The organism is Psychrosphaera aquimarina, assembly GCF_032461525.1.
Classification (GTDB): Bacteria; Pseudomonadota; Gammaproteobacteria; order Enterobacterales; family Alteromonadaceae; genus Psychrosphaera; species Psychrosphaera aquimarina.
This window is the reverse complement of record NZ_JAWCUA010000010.1, coordinates 640,347-656,378: the sequence shown is the minus strand read 5'-3', so window position 1 is coordinate 656,378 and position 16,032 is coordinate 640,347. Positions and strand designations below refer to the sequence as shown.

Sequence of the window (16,032 nt, the reverse complement as noted above, 5' to 3'; positions counted from 1 at the left end):
GTATTTAAATAATGGCGAGTAAAGTAAAAGTAACGCAAAAGGAAGATTGTATACAGGTTGCTTTTACTGCTATGGCTTCCCCTTGTTATTTATTAATAGAAGGCCAAGACGCCAAACAGCACCAAGACTTTATCAAACAAACGTTACGCGAAGTACAACGATTAGAACAAAAGTTTTCTCGCTATTTACCAGACAGTGTCTGCTCCAAAATAAATGCCTCAAACGGTAAACCGGTAAAAATTGATCCTGAAACCTACAATTTATTTAAATACGCCAAAGAATTATATGAGATATCTGAGGGGCTATTCGATATCACCTCTGGCGTATTACGACGAGCTTGGACATTTAGTAATGAAATGGTCACGCCATCACAATCAACTATCGACAAGGTATTGCCTTTTGTGGGCTGGAAAAAAATGAAATTTGAGTTGGATGCCATCACCTTAAAAAATGGCATGGAAGTAGATTTTGGTGGAATCGCAAAAGAATACGCGGTTAGTTACATTGCCGAAATTGGCCGTAAACAATTACCAAATCATTCTATTTTAATTAACTTGGGTGGTGATATAGAAATAAGCCAAGAACGTACTGACGGCAAAAAGTGGACGATTGGTATTGAACGACGCAACCAAGAGCTGCAAGTTGTACAATTAAATAAAGGCGCAATGGCAACCAGTGGTGACACGCATAGGTTTGTTATTATTAACAATCAAAGGTACAGCCATATCCTCAATCCCATGACAGGTTGGCCTATTAAGCAAACTGTTTCTACCGTTACCGTCACAGCAAGATCTTGTATTCAAGCCGGTTCCATTGCAACGCTTGCTTTATTGCATGGAAAAAATACTGAGGCTTTTTTATCCACGCAAAAAGGCATTAAATACGTTGTAAATAAATAGTTCTGGGCATCATTGATCCTTTAATAAGTATAAAAAAAACCGGCACTTGGCCGGTTTTCATTTAATTACAAGGTTCTAACTTGTTAAGTCATCAAAAAACTTTTTAACACCATCGAAGAAACCTTGTTCCTTCGGACGATATTTAGAGGTTTTACCTGACATGCTTTCTTCAAATTGATTTAGTAAATCTTTTTGTTTGTCATTAAGATTAACAGGCGTTTCAATAACCACTTTACATAACAAGTCACCAATAGCGCCACCGCGTACCGACTTAACACCTTTTCCACGTAAGCGGAACATTTTACCCGATTGAGTTTCAGCAGGCACTTTAAGTTTAGCGCGACCATCCAGTGTTGGCACTTCAATCTCGCCACCTAAGGCTGCCGTTGTGAAGCCAATTGGGACATTACAATATAAGTTAGTACCGTCACGTTCAAAGATCTTATGTTCTTTAACATGCACTTGAACGAATAAGTCACCGCTGCCGGCACCATTCGGCCCAGCTTCACCTTCACCTGCTAGGCGAATTCTGTCACCTGTATCAACACCGGCTGGAATTTTAACGGATAATGTTTTGGTCTTTTCAACACGGCCTTGGCCATAACATGACTTACAAGGATCAGAAATAATCTGCCCTTGTCCTTTACAAGTTGGACATGGTTGCTGAACGGCAAAAAAGCCTTGGCGCATCTGAACTTGACCTTGACCATGACAAGTTGAACATGTCTTAGGTTTAGAACCTTTATTCGCACCACTGCCATGACAAGGTTCACAACTTACCCAAGTAGGTACTTTGATTTCTAACTCTTTGCCACGTACCGCGTCTTCTAAACTCATCTCTAAGTTATAACGTAAGTCTGATCCACGTTGCTGACGTTGACCACCACCTCCGCGACGACCTCCGCCACCAAAGATGTCACCAAACACATCACCAAATACATCGCTAAAGTCACCGCCTCCGCCAAATCCGCCGTGACCGCCGCCATGCCCTTGTTCAAATGCAGCATGACCATATTGATCATATTTTTGACGATTGCCAGCATCAGATAAGATTTCGTAAGCTTCTTTAACTTCTTTGAATTTGACTTCTAAATCTTTATTACCCTCAGTGCGGTCAGGGTGATATTTCATCGCCAAGCGTTTATACGCTTTTTTGATTTCTCGCTCTGTTGCGCTTTTATCAACACCCAGAACTTCGTAATAATCGCTTTTAGACATAACTAAAAATTAACCTTAGCTTTTAAATTTTTGAAACAAACAAGGGCGGAATCCGCCCATGTGTAATATTTTAACTAAATCATGATCTTAATACTAAGAAGGATTTAGATGTTCTAGTTGGCTTCAGGTCTAGGAGGAAGCGCGCAATGTGGTTTACCACCTGAGCACTTCCGACAACGACATGGAGTCAAATAGGACGATATAAATTATTTCTTATCGTCGTTCACTTCTTCGAACTCTGCGTCAACTACATCATCGTCTTGTGCAGATTGAGCTTGTTCAGCGCCTGCATCTGGACCAGCTTGTTGAGCACCGGCTTTCGCTTGTGCGATTTCAACTAACTTTTGAGACGCTTCCATAAGCGCTTGAGATTTAGCTTCAATATCTTCTTTTGAACCCGACTTAGACGCATCTTTAAGATCTGAAATTGCTTTTTCAATTGCTTCTTTGTCTTCAGCTGGTAAGTCGTCACCGGCTTCAGTGATTTGTTTTTCAGTCGCATGTGCTAGACCATCAGCTTGATTACGAGCTTGAGCTAAGTCTGCAAACTTTTTATCTTCTTCTGCATTTGCTTCTGCGTCACGAACCATTGCTTCGATTTCGTCATCTGATAAACCTGAAGATGCTTGGATTGTGATCTTCTGCTCTTTACCAGTGTCTTTATCTTTTGCAGATACGTGTAAGATACCATCAGCGTCTACGTCAAATGTCACTTCAATTTGAGGCGTACCGCGTTGTGCTGCACGTATACCTTCTAAGTTAAATTGACCTAGAGATTTATTACTTGCTGCTTGTTTACGCTCACCTTGTAACACATGGATTGTTACGGCTGCTTGGTTATCTTCAGCCGTTGAGAATGTTTGTGACTGTTTTGTAGGAATCGTTGTGTTTTTCTCGATTACTGCAGTCATTACGCCACCCATAGTCTCAATACCTAGAGATAAAGGTGTTACGTCTAATAATAATACGTCTTTTACGTCACCAGATAAAACACCAGCTTGGATAGCAGCACCTACGGCTACCGCTTCGTCAGGGTTTACATCTTTACGAGGTTCTTTACCGAAAAACTCAGAAACAACTGCTTGTACTTTAGGCATACGTGTTTGACCACCAACTAAGATGATGTCATTGACATCACTTACTGATAAGTCTGCATCTTTAAGCGCTAATTTTAACGGCTCTAAAGTCGCGTTGATCATATCTTCAACAAGAGACTCTAATTTTGCACGAGTCAATTTGATGTTCATGTGTTTAGGACCTGAAGCATCCGCTGTGACATATGGTAAGTTTACTTCTGTGTTTTGAGCTGAAGATAATTCAATTTTTGCTTTTTCTGCCGCTTCTTTAACACGTTGCATAGCAAGAGGATCATTTTTAAGATTAACACCTTGCTCTTTTTTGAATTCTTCAACTAAGTAGTTGATAACACGGTTATCAAAATCTTCACCACCTAAGTGAGTGTCACCATTTGTTGCTAGTACTTCAAATGTTTGCTCGCCATCTACTTCATCAATTTCGATGATAGAGATATCAAATGTACCACCACCTAAGTCGTATACCGCAACGATATTGTCGCCGCCTTTTTTACCAAGACCGTATGCTAATGCTGCCGCAGTTGGTTCGTTGATAATACGTTTAACATCTAAACCAGCAATACGGCCAGCGTCTTTAGTTGCTTGACGTTGTGAGTCATTGAAATATGCTGGTACAGTGATTACTGCAGAAGTTACGGCTTCGCCAAGGTAATCTTCTGCAGTCTTTTTCATTTTCTTAAGAACTTCAGCAGAAACTTGAGGTGCCGCCATTTTTTCGTTTTTAACTTCAACCCAAGCATCACCATTGTCAGCTTTAACAATTTTAAAAGGCATGATGTCGATGTCACGTTGTACTTCTTTATCTTCCCAACGACGACCAATTAAACGTTTGATAGCGAATAATGTATTTGTCGGGTTTGTCACTGCTTGACGTTTTGCTGGTTGACCAACAAGAATTTCACCGTCTTCAGTATAAGCAATGATAGAAGGTGTTGTACGATCACCTTCCGCATTTTCAATTACGCGTGGTGTATCACCATCTAATACTGCAACACAAGAGTTAGTTGTACCTAAATCTATACCAATCATTCTACCCATGGGATACTCTCCAAAATTCAGTTAATAGGGGTTTAAATTTTCTTGCTAACTAAGTGGGGTTATGTGAATGCTTTTCAACTCAATTTTTAATTTTTTTTACAAAAATATGTAAATTTTTACTGATGTTTCCATTTTTTCATGGTTTTTATAAACTTTGTGCTCAATGAATGTTATAAATACATACTTGGTAAGATATTACAGCGCTGTAACTATGGTTTATTTTCAACCTTCAAATATATTACTAGTAAGACTTATAGGTAAATAATGAAAAGTCAGGCTATTGTTCTTATTTTATTTCTTATCATGAACATCACTCAACAATCCCAAGCTAAAAACACAAACAATATTCATAAAGTGTGTGCTTCTCAAGCTTCCTCTTGCCTAGATCTTTTACCTGATGAATTAGCTAAGTTAAGGCCTCGTTCCAATGCTTGGTATAAACTCAAACTATATGAATTAGAAAGTTTATTTGTTTTACAACAAACAGAAAAACAACGGGCCGTGTTAGCTGATCTGCACCCCGTTGATGCTGCACCAATTGTATTTCAAATCACCGCTTACTTATATTTAGCTAAAAACGCCTATTTTTATAAAGAATTTGAATCCGCGGAACATTATTCTGAAATTGTATTTAATTTAATTGAACAAGTAACTGAGACATACCCGGATCCCAGAAAGATTGTCTCTTTAGTAAACCTAAAGTTGTACCATGCTAAATTAGAGCTGCTTTCAAATAACGAGGCTGCATATACTGAAAAATTATTAAATGCTTTATCAACTTTAGAATCACTAAGAGAAAAGTTTTACAATTCTTATGACCCTATTTTCAATCGAGAGCTGTATGGCAATATCGGTCATACCTATACCAGGCTTGATAAACATGTCGAATCACTACAAGCTTACCAAACAGGCTTATTTTGGGCTCGTCAGGGAGTTGATCTGCAACAACTATCGGTTTCCATTTATAACGTTGCAAGAGCCTACCAAAGGTTGGAGTACTTCGATAAAGCGTTAAAAGAATTTGAATTAGCAAAACAGGCCGCAATTAATGCCAAAGATGAGATTGTCGAACTATTTTGTTATTATCAGATGGCTGACATTTATTTTAATTTAAATCAAATTGAGCTCGTCCATCGAACTTTAGCGCATTTAAAAGGAAGGACTCTAGAAACTAACCTGTCAAAATATGTAAAAGAATTACAATTAAAAATCAGTAATAAACACAACTAAACCATTCACTTAAGGCAGTTGATTTGAGTACCTTTGTAATAACCAAAATAACCTATGCTTCTATCATGATTATGATAAGTCTGGTTGCCTCAACGTTTTATTTCCTTAGACCATTAAGACAAGTAAAACATAATATTGATGCTGATAAATACTTATCTTTATTCTTTTTATTATTTGCGACCGCATTTGTTGTTTTTAGCTTAACTCTTACCAGACAAAACACTCTATTAGTTGTGATCAATAACACTTTATTTCTTATAGCTTTTGCTTATTTAAAAGCCGCGTTTAAAAGTCGCCATCCAAAACAAAAGCGCATTTTATTAGAGAAACCCATTTTATTAGTTTTATTGATATGTACATCAATAAACCTGTGTTTATTTCACTTTGTCGACAAATCGCAATTAGCAAGAATGATAGTTAATATGTTTGCTATCAACATTATCCTTTTCACTATTATTCCTTGTATCGCACTTATCCCCAAACAACCTTCATCTGGTGAAAAATTAGCAATTAACTCAATAAAACTAACGATGTTAATCCTTAGCATTTTAATCATTGCTATCTTATTGTTAAACAATCATATTTATTATCTTTTTGCTATTACCATTGCGATTACTTTAGTGATCATGATTTTATTTGGCTCAACGTTGATCATGTTTTTATCGGAAGTGGCTGACTTATACCAAAAAGAATCAAGTATCGACTTCTTAACCGGCTTATTAAATCGACGTCACTTTTTTGTAAATTCAGACCAAATAGTCAAAATGGCAAAACGTGAAGGTTTCGAGGTTACGGTTATTATGGGTGACATTGATGATTTTAAATTCATCAATGATGTATTTGGTCATGATCTTGGAGATCAGGTTATCGCCAACTTTGCTTCAATTATAAAAAAATTAACACGGGATACCGATATCACGGCAAGGTTTGGTGGCGAAGAGTTTTGTTTGTTGTTGCCTTATACCGATCAAAAAGGGGCGAACGAACTTGCCGAACGAATTAGGCTCGAAATAATGCAAACCATCATCCCATCACACATATGTGATGTTCGGTATACGGCTAGTTTTGGCGTGGCTACATTTGATAAAAGTGAACCACTAAACACCACTATTATTCATTCAGATCGAGCGTTATATTTCGCTAAAGAGCATGGTAAAAATCAAGTAAAACAATTCACGGCAAACTTAATGTTAAACCAAGAACGGTTAGAATAAACGTTGCCAAATTTGAATAACTTGGTCACGGCTTTGTTCGATATCGCTCATTAGGATTAACTTTTCACCCCCGTTTAATGAGGCTTTATGATAAAGCCTTCTATATAACAAATATGCATCAACTAACAGTTTATAATGTTCTACCGAAATCAAATCCAATTGGCTAGCTAATTGTAATACTCTGACATTATCAGGCAGCTGCGTTAATTCAGGGTACTCTTTGCTTTTTGATAACACTAATAACTGACTAATAAATTCAATGTCAGCAATACCGCCGCGTGATTGTTTTAAATCAAATAAACCATCTTTTTCTTTATTCAAATTCTCATACATCTTAACCCGCATTGAAGCTATCTCTTGTTTGAGTGCCTCAACATCTCGGTCGGTAGTTAATATATCACGACGAATTTGATTAAACCGCTCGCCTAGCGAGTCATCTCCACTAATATATCTTGCTCGAACTAGAGCCTGATGCTCCCAAGTCCATGCTTCTGTTTGTTGATATTGGGCAAAGGTTTCTATGTTTATTGCTAACAAGCCCGAAGCGCCAGAAGGCCTTAAACGAGTATCTACTTCATACAGTTCACCGGACAAAGTTCTAGTGGTGAAAATATGCATAATTCGTTGTGCTAACTTTAAATAAAACTGTCTCGAATCTATTTGCTTTTTACCATCAGTTGACAGTGAACTATCACAGTTATGCACAAATACGATATCGAGATCTGAACCATAACCTAATTCGTATCCCCCTAACTTGCCGTAACCTATTACGCCAAAGTTTTTATTTTCAATCGAACTTCCAACAGGATATCCGTACTTAGCGACCATCTGAGTCCAGGCTATTTCTACTGCAAAATATAAACAAACACTAGCCAGCTCAGTTAAGTGATCGCTCACTTGCATTAAATCCATTACGCCTTGTACGTCACAAGCGGCAATTGCCAATTGGTTCGATAACTTAAATTGACGTAACACTTCCATTTGTAACTCTAAATCATCTGGTTCGACTCGCAGTAAATTTCGTCTTAAATCAGAATGATAACTAGATAACTCCGCAGGTGAATATAGTAATTTAGGGTCAATTAATAAATCTAACAACAGCGGAAATTTTGTTAACTCTTTACCAATAAAATGACAAGAGGTAACTAACTTAACCAACTGAGTTCTTGCCCCCTGATTTTCTACTAGTAACTCCAAGTAAGTGGTCCGTGACGCTATTTTTTTAACTAAGTTAAATACGGCAGTCGCCTGATTTAGTTGAATTTTTTGTGATTCACACTCAGCAAATAATAAAGGCATTAATAAATCTAATTTATCTTGTCCACGCCCTCCGCTTACAACATTGGTTAGATCTTCTTTTAAACCTTGAATCACAATATTATCATCTTGGTTTTCGGCCATTTCATCTTTTAGTAACCAAATATCTCGCCATTTATTAATAAGGTGATCTTCTTGTTTTGCAGAATCTTGTGGCGCTTCACCTATAACATTCACAAATATATGGTTAATGTTTTGGCTATGGTGTTCAAACGTTGCTAAAAATTCCGTCCAATCAGCTAACCCAAACAGTGTGACTAAACTTAACTGTTTAACTTTATCTTGTGGAAGTGTTTGAGTTTGTTCGTCTGAAAACGCTTGAAGGTATTGTTCACACTGACGCAGCCATAAGTAGCTAGTTCTTAGTTGTTGTGATTCTTCCTCACTAAAAACCGATAACGCCACGAGTTCTGGTAAGGTTTTTAATAAACTTTGTTTTTGTAACTGCGGATCTTTACCGCCACGTAACATTTGTAATGCTTGGACAATAAACTCAGCTTCACGAATACCGCCCTCACCTAACTTGATGTTTAGTGTTAAATTTCTACGTTTCACTTCTTGTTGGATCTGACGTTTCATTTTTCTAAGGGCATCAATAACGCTGTAATCGATATAACGTCGATAAACAAAGGGTTTTAACACTTGCATTAATAATTGTTGCTGAGTTAGTTCTGAGTTGGTTATGTCTGTACTTAACCCTAATGGCCTTGCTTTTAATAAAGCATAACGTTCCCACTCTCTGCCTTGATCTTGATAATAATCTTCTAACGCGTCAAAACTACTGACAAGTGGTCCACTATCGCCAAACGGTCGTAAGCGCATATCAACTCTAAATACTCTGCCATCTGCAGTGACAGAGTCTAAAAGTTGGATGATTTTTTGTGCCATTTTAGTGAAATAGATTTGGTAATCTTCACTTCTGCGACCTGTGCTCGTTTGACCTTTTTGAGCATAACAAAATATTAAATCGATATCGGATGAAAAGTTCAGTTCCTTGCCACCAAGTTTTCCCATCCCAAGCGCAATTAATATAATTTCTTTACCATGAGTATCCAGCGCTACTCCCCAACGAGGCGCCATTTGGTGTTTAACCCACTCACGAGCTAACGTATAAAATTGATCCGCCAATGCTGATAACTCATCCATTGTTGTTTCAATGGTTTGTAATTTCAAGAAATCTTTAGCAGCAATCACAGACATAACCCACTGTCTGAAACTTCTTAATTTTTGTACGAAATCGTGTTCATCCAGAGACAACACCGACGGCTCAATAAAATGGATTTTGGTTAACAGTTCACCCGGTGAATTCAACGTTAAGAAGTATTCAGATAAACGAGAGTATCGTTGGCAAGATTGATAAATAAATTCGCTATGAGCTAACAATATGTTTGTTATCTCAATTCCTACAGCTGTAGGTTCAATCTCTGGCCATTTTAATAATAAAGAACGGAGCCGAGATTCAGCCAACGTCATTAACTCTTTAGGTAGGTTTTCCATTTGCTTTTCCAAAATAAAATCCATCATTAACCGCTGTGTTTTTTACCAATATGGCTTGAGTTTATTTATTGCAGTTACTGATGCATCAAGAGCAATCTGTAGGCTTTGCTGTTTAGACTGCAACCATTTTATTGCCTCTTTTTCATCGACATCGTCCGCTGCATTAGTAGACAAAATCAGTTCGGATTTTTGTAATAAAATAGTTTCTTCGAACCCGACCATTAGGTTTAATAAGTGACTACGGAACAGTTTCCGTTCATCGTTATCAAATAAGCTATCTACACACACCCCCGTTAACAATACTTTAGTTAACGGCCAAAACGCGGATTCAATATTTAAATTATTACCTTGTTTTATTAATACCGTTAATGCTTCTTTTAATGATAACCAGTGATAGTCCAGCCAATGTTCAGACAACTCTGAAATAGGAATAGTTAACAGTTTTAAACTTTCCAATGGCATCTCAGTACGCCACTGTTTTATGTTTATCCATTGAATAAAACTTAGGAATAAATGGTTATATTGAGTCGAACTAAATTGTGTAATAGATTTTTCAATTCTATCTTCTGGCATTTTTATTGAGGCTAAAGTGGTTCTTAAATACTCACTTTTATCAATATCTTTACGGTATGGACTTTTACGATCCGTTAATTGATCAAGCTGATAAAAGGCTTCAATCCAGCCATGTTCGCCACGCCATTGTTTAAACAAATCGATAAACTTTTGGCATTGACTATTAGGTAAATATTCAGAGAACAGCTGTAATATGTGAATAATTAAAGAGATACCATCGAGCACACGGCGTAATGATTTTAAAGTTTTAGTATTAGCAAATACCACTTCATGGTGTTGCACAAAACTAACGGCATTGGTTAACAGTTTAATAAAGGCAGGCTCTAACTGATTATCGTTATTTAATCGACAAGGTTCTAAATTTTTACTTTTTAACACCACTTCTTGGGCTAACATGTAACCCCTAGCCGCTTTACTTAAATAACCGAGCTTAGCATTCACTTTTGAAGTTAAGTAGGTTGCGACCTCAATAAGATCTGACACGTCACCAGATTGTAATTCCAACTCAAATTCAGAAATAGCTTGCTGTCTATGACCATTTTTATCAGTAACTTCGACCTGTCCTTGGTCTAAAACACACTCAATAATGGCACCATTTGCTGTGGTAATTAGCCAAATTTTCCTTTCAAAATTAGTTTCAAATACTTTGAGCAGTTTAGGTTGTACTTTTTCGGCTAAAAATCCTGACGGCCAAATTGATGGAGAAAACAGAGTTAAGTCGGCAAATACATACTCAGTTTGGGTATTCGGTAGTGACTCCGTATATTCTGGGCGTTGTTGTAAACCACCAATATCGCCACCTGACAATTTAATGGTTTGCTCCATAGCACGAGACCCGTCGAGGGTTTCACTACACCGAGTTCTTAAACCAAAGTCCCATTCTCGTAATGTATTATCCGGGGTGTCGTAATAAGCATTGGACAACAATAAGGTTGGTTTAGATTGTATTTGATACTGACTATTATCTAATGCTGAATTCAAAGACGAAATTTCGTCAGTTGACACTAAAAACTTTAATTCAATTTCCATTAAAATGTCTTTGTCTTGTGGGATGAAAAATTAAGTATTGAGCAGGTTACCTAACCATCAAGGTAAACTCAATATTTTAGAAGCCACATAATGAGTTATAAAACCTATTTGCTTTGGTCTGCGCAGCAATAAGTACTTGAACTAACATGCGTAAAAACCTAACATCAATTATGGATAAAAATATCGTAGAATAACAATAAGAATACTCTCAATGGATAAGAAACGAATAAAGCTGAGTTTAACTATATTAGTTTGTGGTTTAACACTATCAAATTTTATATTTGCAACCCCAACAGTTGAACCGACAGAGCCTACACCTAAAACGGTCACTCCTACAGAAAAAACGAACGATGAACCTCAAGCTGCAACCGATGTGGCAACAACGATTGAGCAAACTGAAGAACCTGTGAGCTCTATTGTGCAAGTTACGCCCTATCAAATGTACGTTACTGACCAACTATTCGTTTTCCTCCATTCTGGCAGTAGTAACCGCTATCGGATCATTGCTCGAGTGGCGGCAAGTGAACAAGTCACTATTTTGTCAAAAGATGAAAGTACTGGCTGGTTAGAAATTAAATTAAAAGATGGTAAAACAGGTTGGATCGATTCAACTATGTTAGAGAAAACAGCCGGAGTGAAAGCTAAGTTAGCATCAGCAAACGCGCAAATTGATGAGCTGAATGTTAAGATTTCTAAATTAGGTTCGGTGTCTACCGATGACCTCAAAAATTTAGAAGATGAAATTACTAAGTTAACAGAAACCAACGCTGCGTTATCCCAGCAATTAATTACCGCAACCCAAGAAAGCGAAACGTTACGTGCATCGATTAAAGAAAGTGACGAAACCAAACGTATTTTAGCTAAGTTATATGATGTTGGCGCCATCGTTATTGGTGTGTTTGTTGGTTGGTTGTTAACCCGTCGTAAGAAAAACCAATGGGTATAAATGACTAAGTAGATTAAGGCTTAAATTAAAACGCTAAAAACTAAAAAAGCTCAATGATATTGAGCTTTTTGCATATTTAAACGTGGCAGTTAGTCTTCTTTAGCTTCACTTTTATCTGGATGAGCATATATTTCAACTCGATTTCGGCCACCAACTTTTGCTTTATATAAGGCTGAATCTGCCACTTCAATCCAATTTTGGTGTGAATTCAATTCGTCGGTATATTCTGCAATACCTAGACTGATGGTAAATTGGAATTCAAACTCGTTATAAGAAACTATTGATTTTTCGACCATAATTCTTAAACGCTCGGCAAAAACATAAGCATCTTTAGCTTGTGTTCCGGTTAATATAACCGCATATTCTTCACCGCCATAACGGCCACCAATATCAGTTTCTCGTAAGCTTTTTTTCAATATCTTAGCGAGATGTAAAATTGCTTCATCGCCACCGGCGTGACCATAGGTATCGTTTACTTTCTTAAAATGGTCTATATCAAAGATTAACAATGAACTTACACTATGCCCTCGGCGTTGTCGTAAGAACTCTCTTTGCAAACACTCTTCCCAGTAGCCACGATTATTTAAGTTGGTTAATCTATCCGTTCGACTTAATCGCTGTAATTCTTTATTTACTTCTTGCAGTTCAATTTTAGAAATAGCAACATCCGTAACATCGTAAATGATGATACACAGGTGAGTCACATCACCTGTGGTATTGGTTAAAGGTATGAAAGTTGCGTTTTGGTACATAAATGGCGCAACACTGGTAATCGGGCGATAGTTTTTAAATTTGAAAATATGAGCATGTTGTTCCCAAATGGTAAACGCTCTATTTTTTAATACAAAAACAGGATCCGTCTTTTGCAATAACCATTCTTTATCCAAATTAGGAAATGCTTCAAATAGTGATTTATCCCTAACTTCATAAGGTGATAAACCACTGTGGTTTTCCATAAAACCATTCCATACTTGTATTTTATATTCACGGTCTAATACGACCAGCCCAACATCTACAGACTGGAACATATCCATTAACCAATGAATTTCTGATACTTCTACTGTTGCTTTTTCAGTCATAATTAAACATCAAATAAGAAATTAAGTTTATTTTTCAACGTTGGAATAGAATCTTCTGTAATCAACAATAATAAATCGCAGTGAATATCGTAATCTTCGATACCATAACTAATCTCTATCGTTAGAGATTTTTTCCAATGTGTCGAGTTGGTATAAATCAAATCGGATACATTACAATGTTGTCCTAATACCACTGGGTGACCTTGGCTAAAGTTAAGATCTAATTGCTCGGACAAACCTTTTAATATTGAACCTATTAATATATTAGAAATATCCATCAACAATTCTAACTCAACACTGTCATCAATTTTTTTGTTGTAGTTCAACAAACGTGCAATATCGACAAAGCTAGAGTCATTTAGAATTAATAACGCTTCACCAGCGACACCGCCACTAATGAAACCTTGGCATACACCTGAAGTAGCGTCGCTGCTCTCAACTGAGTGCAGAGCCATAGAGAGCTCACTCACCTCTAATAAATTCACATTAGGGATAGGTAACTTAACAAAAACATTTAATACTTTTGCTAACAAGCTGCCTGCTTGTCCCATTGCAACATTGGTGATCTCTTGCAATATATCTCTGGTTTCAGCATCAAGTAGATCTTCAGCTTGGGGTTTTAATGCCTGTAATTTACTTGGTTCGGTTATGCCATATTTATTTAATAGCTCTTGTAGTTTATCTTTGTCTATCGGTTTTTTTATAAAATCCAAAGCACCAAGAGATTTCACTCTGGCATGTGCTTCAGGTTGAATATCACCAGATACAACAATGGTAATAATAGAAAGGTTTTCCGCTTTAATCGCCTCTAATACACCATAACCATCTAAAACGGGCATATTAAGGTCGAGAAAGAGTATCTGAGCTTTATGTTGATGAATTTTATCCATCGCATCTTCACCATTATTGGCAAAGATCACCTCAACATTCCAATCCTCTGGAAGAGAACGAGCCATCTGTTTGCGGGCTAAGTTTGAGTCGTCACATATAATTACTGGAGTTTGCATACAACTTTTATCGACCGTATTTGAATAATGTTTAGTTATATATAAAAACACACGAAGGTGAATTTTATTATTGCTTTCAAAACTATAGCACTTAGTGGACAATACACCCTATACCTTTAAAAAAATATAAGCGGGCCAAATCCACATATGAAATATTCTCTTTATATACTACTGACTTTCATAAGTTCTTTTTCTTTTGCTTATGACATCCAAAAAGATCTTCCTGTTCGATTTGATTTAGTTAAAGCCGGTGATAAACCTGTCGCCTTATTAGGCAGCCAAGTTACATTAAATCAACCAGCGCCAAACTTTAAAGTGGTAGATAATAAATTTAGTGTAAAAACATTAGCTGATTTCTCAGGTAAACCTTTATTAATCAGTGTTGTATCTAGTTTAGATACTGGTATTTGTAGTATTCAAACTAAACGCTTTAATGATGAGTTTGCTAATTTACCACAAGATATCGTGATGTTAACTATCAGTACGGATTTACCTTTCGCTCAAAAGCGTTTTTGCCAATCTGAAAATATAGATAAAATACAAACTTTATCTGATTCTGTTTGGCGTGATTTTGGTATGAATTATGGCGTGTTAATAAAAGATATGGGCCTATTAGCTCGAGCCATTTTTGTCATATCTCCGGAAGGAAACATTGTTTATAAAGAGATAGTAAGTAAATTATCAGCACACCCAAATTACGAAGCTGCACTTGCTGCTATAACATCAGTTTCAGAGCAAACTGGCGTTGTTGAATCTGTTCCAGAAACAAATGTAAAAAATTAAAACCTCATATCTTATTGTTTTATAATAAAAAAGTCAGAAAGTTCTGACTTTTTTTATTTTTATCCTTGATAAACAATCTCACCCTCCCTATATATTAGTTAAGTCAACGACATTGTTCGCCAGTAGGGTTCAAGTTGACCAATTAGCCTGTCCATTTGGAAGGCACTTACTAAACAAAATAAACAACAATGCGTTTTAATTTCGATTGATTGTTTATTAACTTATTGCTTATAAAGAAAGGATAAGAATTATGAGAAATGTAGATTTATCTCCACTATACCGTTCATTCATTGGTTTTGATCACTTAGCATCATTATTAGATACCGCTAATCGCACTGAAAAAAATGGTGGTTACCCTCCATATAATATCGCCGCCGTCGCCGATGATAAATACCGAATTACAATGGCTATCGCCGGATTTCAAGACTCCGAGCTTGAAATAAAATCAGAACAAAACACTCTGATTGTTAAAGGGGTAAAAGCCGAACAAACAGAACAGACAAAATACCTATATCAAGGTATCGCAGAAAGAAACTTTGAACGTCGTTTTCAATTAGGCGATTACATTAAGGTACTTGGTGCTGATTTAGAAAATGGATTATTACACATTGACTTGGAAAGAGAGATACCTGAGGCATTAAAACCTAGAAAGATTGAAATAGGTCGAAAGTTACTTAATAAAGAGTAACAAATAAAAATTCCTGATTATTGTTGTGAGACCGGAAGTGAAAACTTCCGGTTTTTCTGTATAGGTTAATCTAATTTAAATAGCTTGATCGTTTTCTTCACCGGTTCTAATTCGGATCACTCTTTCTATTTCTTCAACAAAAATTTTGCCATCACCAATTTTTCCAGTTTGAGCCGTTTCTAAAATACTGTCTAAAACTTGTTCCAATAACTCATCTGTAATGATCAGCTCCAATTTTACTTTTGGTAAAAAATCAACCATATACTCTGCGCCACGATATAACTCCGTATGCCCTTTCTGACGACCGAAGCCTTTGACTTCAGTGACGGTCATACCATTTACACCTAATTCAGATAGAGACTCTCTCACATCGTCTAATTTAAATGGTTTAATAATAGCGGTTACTTTTTTCATATTTTC

At 36.6% G+C, this 16,032-nt stretch carries 13 protein-coding genes; 6 read left to right on the top strand and 7 right to left on the bottom strand.

The features are described from left to right. The first annotated feature begins 11 nt into the window (after positions 1-11). Positions 12-899, top strand: coding sequence for an FAD:protein FMN transferase (locus RT723_RS14965; protein WP_315947891.1), 888 nt, complete (start codon positions 12-14; stop codon positions 897-899). 75 nt (positions 900-974) lie between these two features. Here the strand turns inward: RT723_RS14965 and dnaJ are convergent, their stop codons facing one another. Next, positions 975-2,117 carry a molecular chaperone DnaJ gene (gene dnaJ, locus RT723_RS14960; RefSeq protein ID WP_315947890.1) on the bottom strand — a complete coding sequence of 381 codons (1,143 nt, stop codon included), beginning with the start codon at positions 2,115-2,117 and terminating at the stop codon, positions 975-977. A 206-nt stretch (positions 2,118-2,323) separates the two neighbouring features. Next, positions 2,324-4,249, bottom strand: a complete 1,926-nt coding sequence (gene dnaK / locus RT723_RS14955) for a molecular chaperone DnaK (RefSeq protein WP_216053637.1) — start codon at positions 4,247-4,249, stop codon at positions 2,324-2,326. A gap of 264 nt (positions 4,250-4,513) precedes the next feature. Between dnaK and RT723_RS14950 the strand changes: the two genes are divergently transcribed. Both RT723_RS14950 and RT723_RS14945 read left to right on the top strand, forming a co-directional pair. After that, a complete protein-coding gene (locus RT723_RS14950; RefSeq protein ID WP_315947889.1) occupies positions 4,514-5,479 on the top strand; it encodes a hypothetical protein in 966 nt (321 codons plus the stop codon). Between the two features lie 23 nt (positions 5,480-5,502). Then, positions 5,503-6,693, top strand: coding sequence for a GGDEF domain-containing protein (locus RT723_RS14945; protein WP_315947888.1), 1,191 nt, complete (start codon positions 5,503-5,505; stop codon positions 6,691-6,693). On the opposite strand, the gene glnE is transcribed toward RT723_RS14945, so the two are convergent. Beyond that, the gene (glnE, locus tag RT723_RS14940; protein WP_315947887.1) at positions 6,685-9,507 is read right to left on the bottom strand and encodes a bifunctional [glutamate--ammonia ligase]-adenylyl-L-tyrosine phosphorylase/[glutamate--ammonia-ligase] adenylyltransferase; all 2,823 of its coding nucleotides are present in this window, start codon (positions 9,505-9,507) and stop codon (positions 6,685-6,687) included. The two genes, RT723_RS14945 and glnE, sit on opposite strands and share 9 nt — an antisense overlap. Positions 9,508-9,549: 42 nt before the next feature. Continuing rightward, complete coding sequence (locus tag RT723_RS14935) at positions 9,550-11,109, bottom strand: CYTH domain-containing protein (RefSeq protein ID WP_315947886.1); 1,560 nt, start codon at positions 11,107-11,109, stop codon at positions 9,550-9,552. Positions 11,110-11,320: 211 nt separating this feature from the next. On the opposite strand from RT723_RS14935, the gene RT723_RS14930 reads away from it, so the two are divergent. Then, positions 11,321-12,055 carry a TIGR04211 family SH3 domain-containing protein gene (locus tag RT723_RS14930; protein WP_315947884.1) on the top strand — a complete coding sequence of 245 codons (735 nt, stop codon included), beginning with the start codon at positions 11,321-11,323 and terminating at the stop codon, positions 12,053-12,055. Positions 12,056-12,144: 89 nt separating this feature from the next. Here the strand turns inward: RT723_RS14930 and RT723_RS14925 are convergent, their stop codons facing one another. Continuing rightward, positions 12,145-13,134, bottom strand: coding sequence for a GGDEF domain-containing protein (locus RT723_RS14925; RefSeq protein WP_315947883.1), 990 nt, complete (start codon positions 13,132-13,134; stop codon positions 12,145-12,147). Positions 13,135-13,136: 2 nt separating this feature from the next. After that, entirely contained in the window at positions 13,137-14,141 is a 1,005-nt protein-coding gene (locus tag RT723_RS14920; protein WP_216053630.1) for a response regulator, read from the bottom strand. A 147-nt stretch (positions 14,142-14,288) separates the two neighbouring features. Between RT723_RS14920 and tpx the strand changes: the two genes are divergently transcribed. Continuing rightward, on the top strand, positions 14,289-14,924 hold the full coding sequence (gene tpx, locus RT723_RS14915) for a thiol peroxidase (protein ID WP_216053629.1): 636 nt from the start codon (positions 14,289-14,291) through the stop codon (positions 14,922-14,924). 250 nt (positions 14,925-15,174) lie between these two features. Continuing rightward, a complete protein-coding gene (locus RT723_RS14910) occupies positions 15,175-15,612 on the top strand; it encodes an Hsp20 family protein (protein ID WP_216053628.1) in 438 nt (145 codons plus the stop codon). A 75-nt stretch (positions 15,613-15,687) separates the two neighbouring features. On the opposite strand, the gene RT723_RS14905 is transcribed toward RT723_RS14910, so the two are convergent. Continuing rightward, positions 15,688-16,026: a P-II family nitrogen regulator gene (locus tag RT723_RS14905; RefSeq protein WP_216053627.1), complete on the bottom strand. Its 339-nt coding sequence runs from the start codon at positions 16,024-16,026 to the stop codon at positions 15,688-15,690. Between the last annotated feature and the right edge of the window lie 6 nt (positions 16,027-16,032).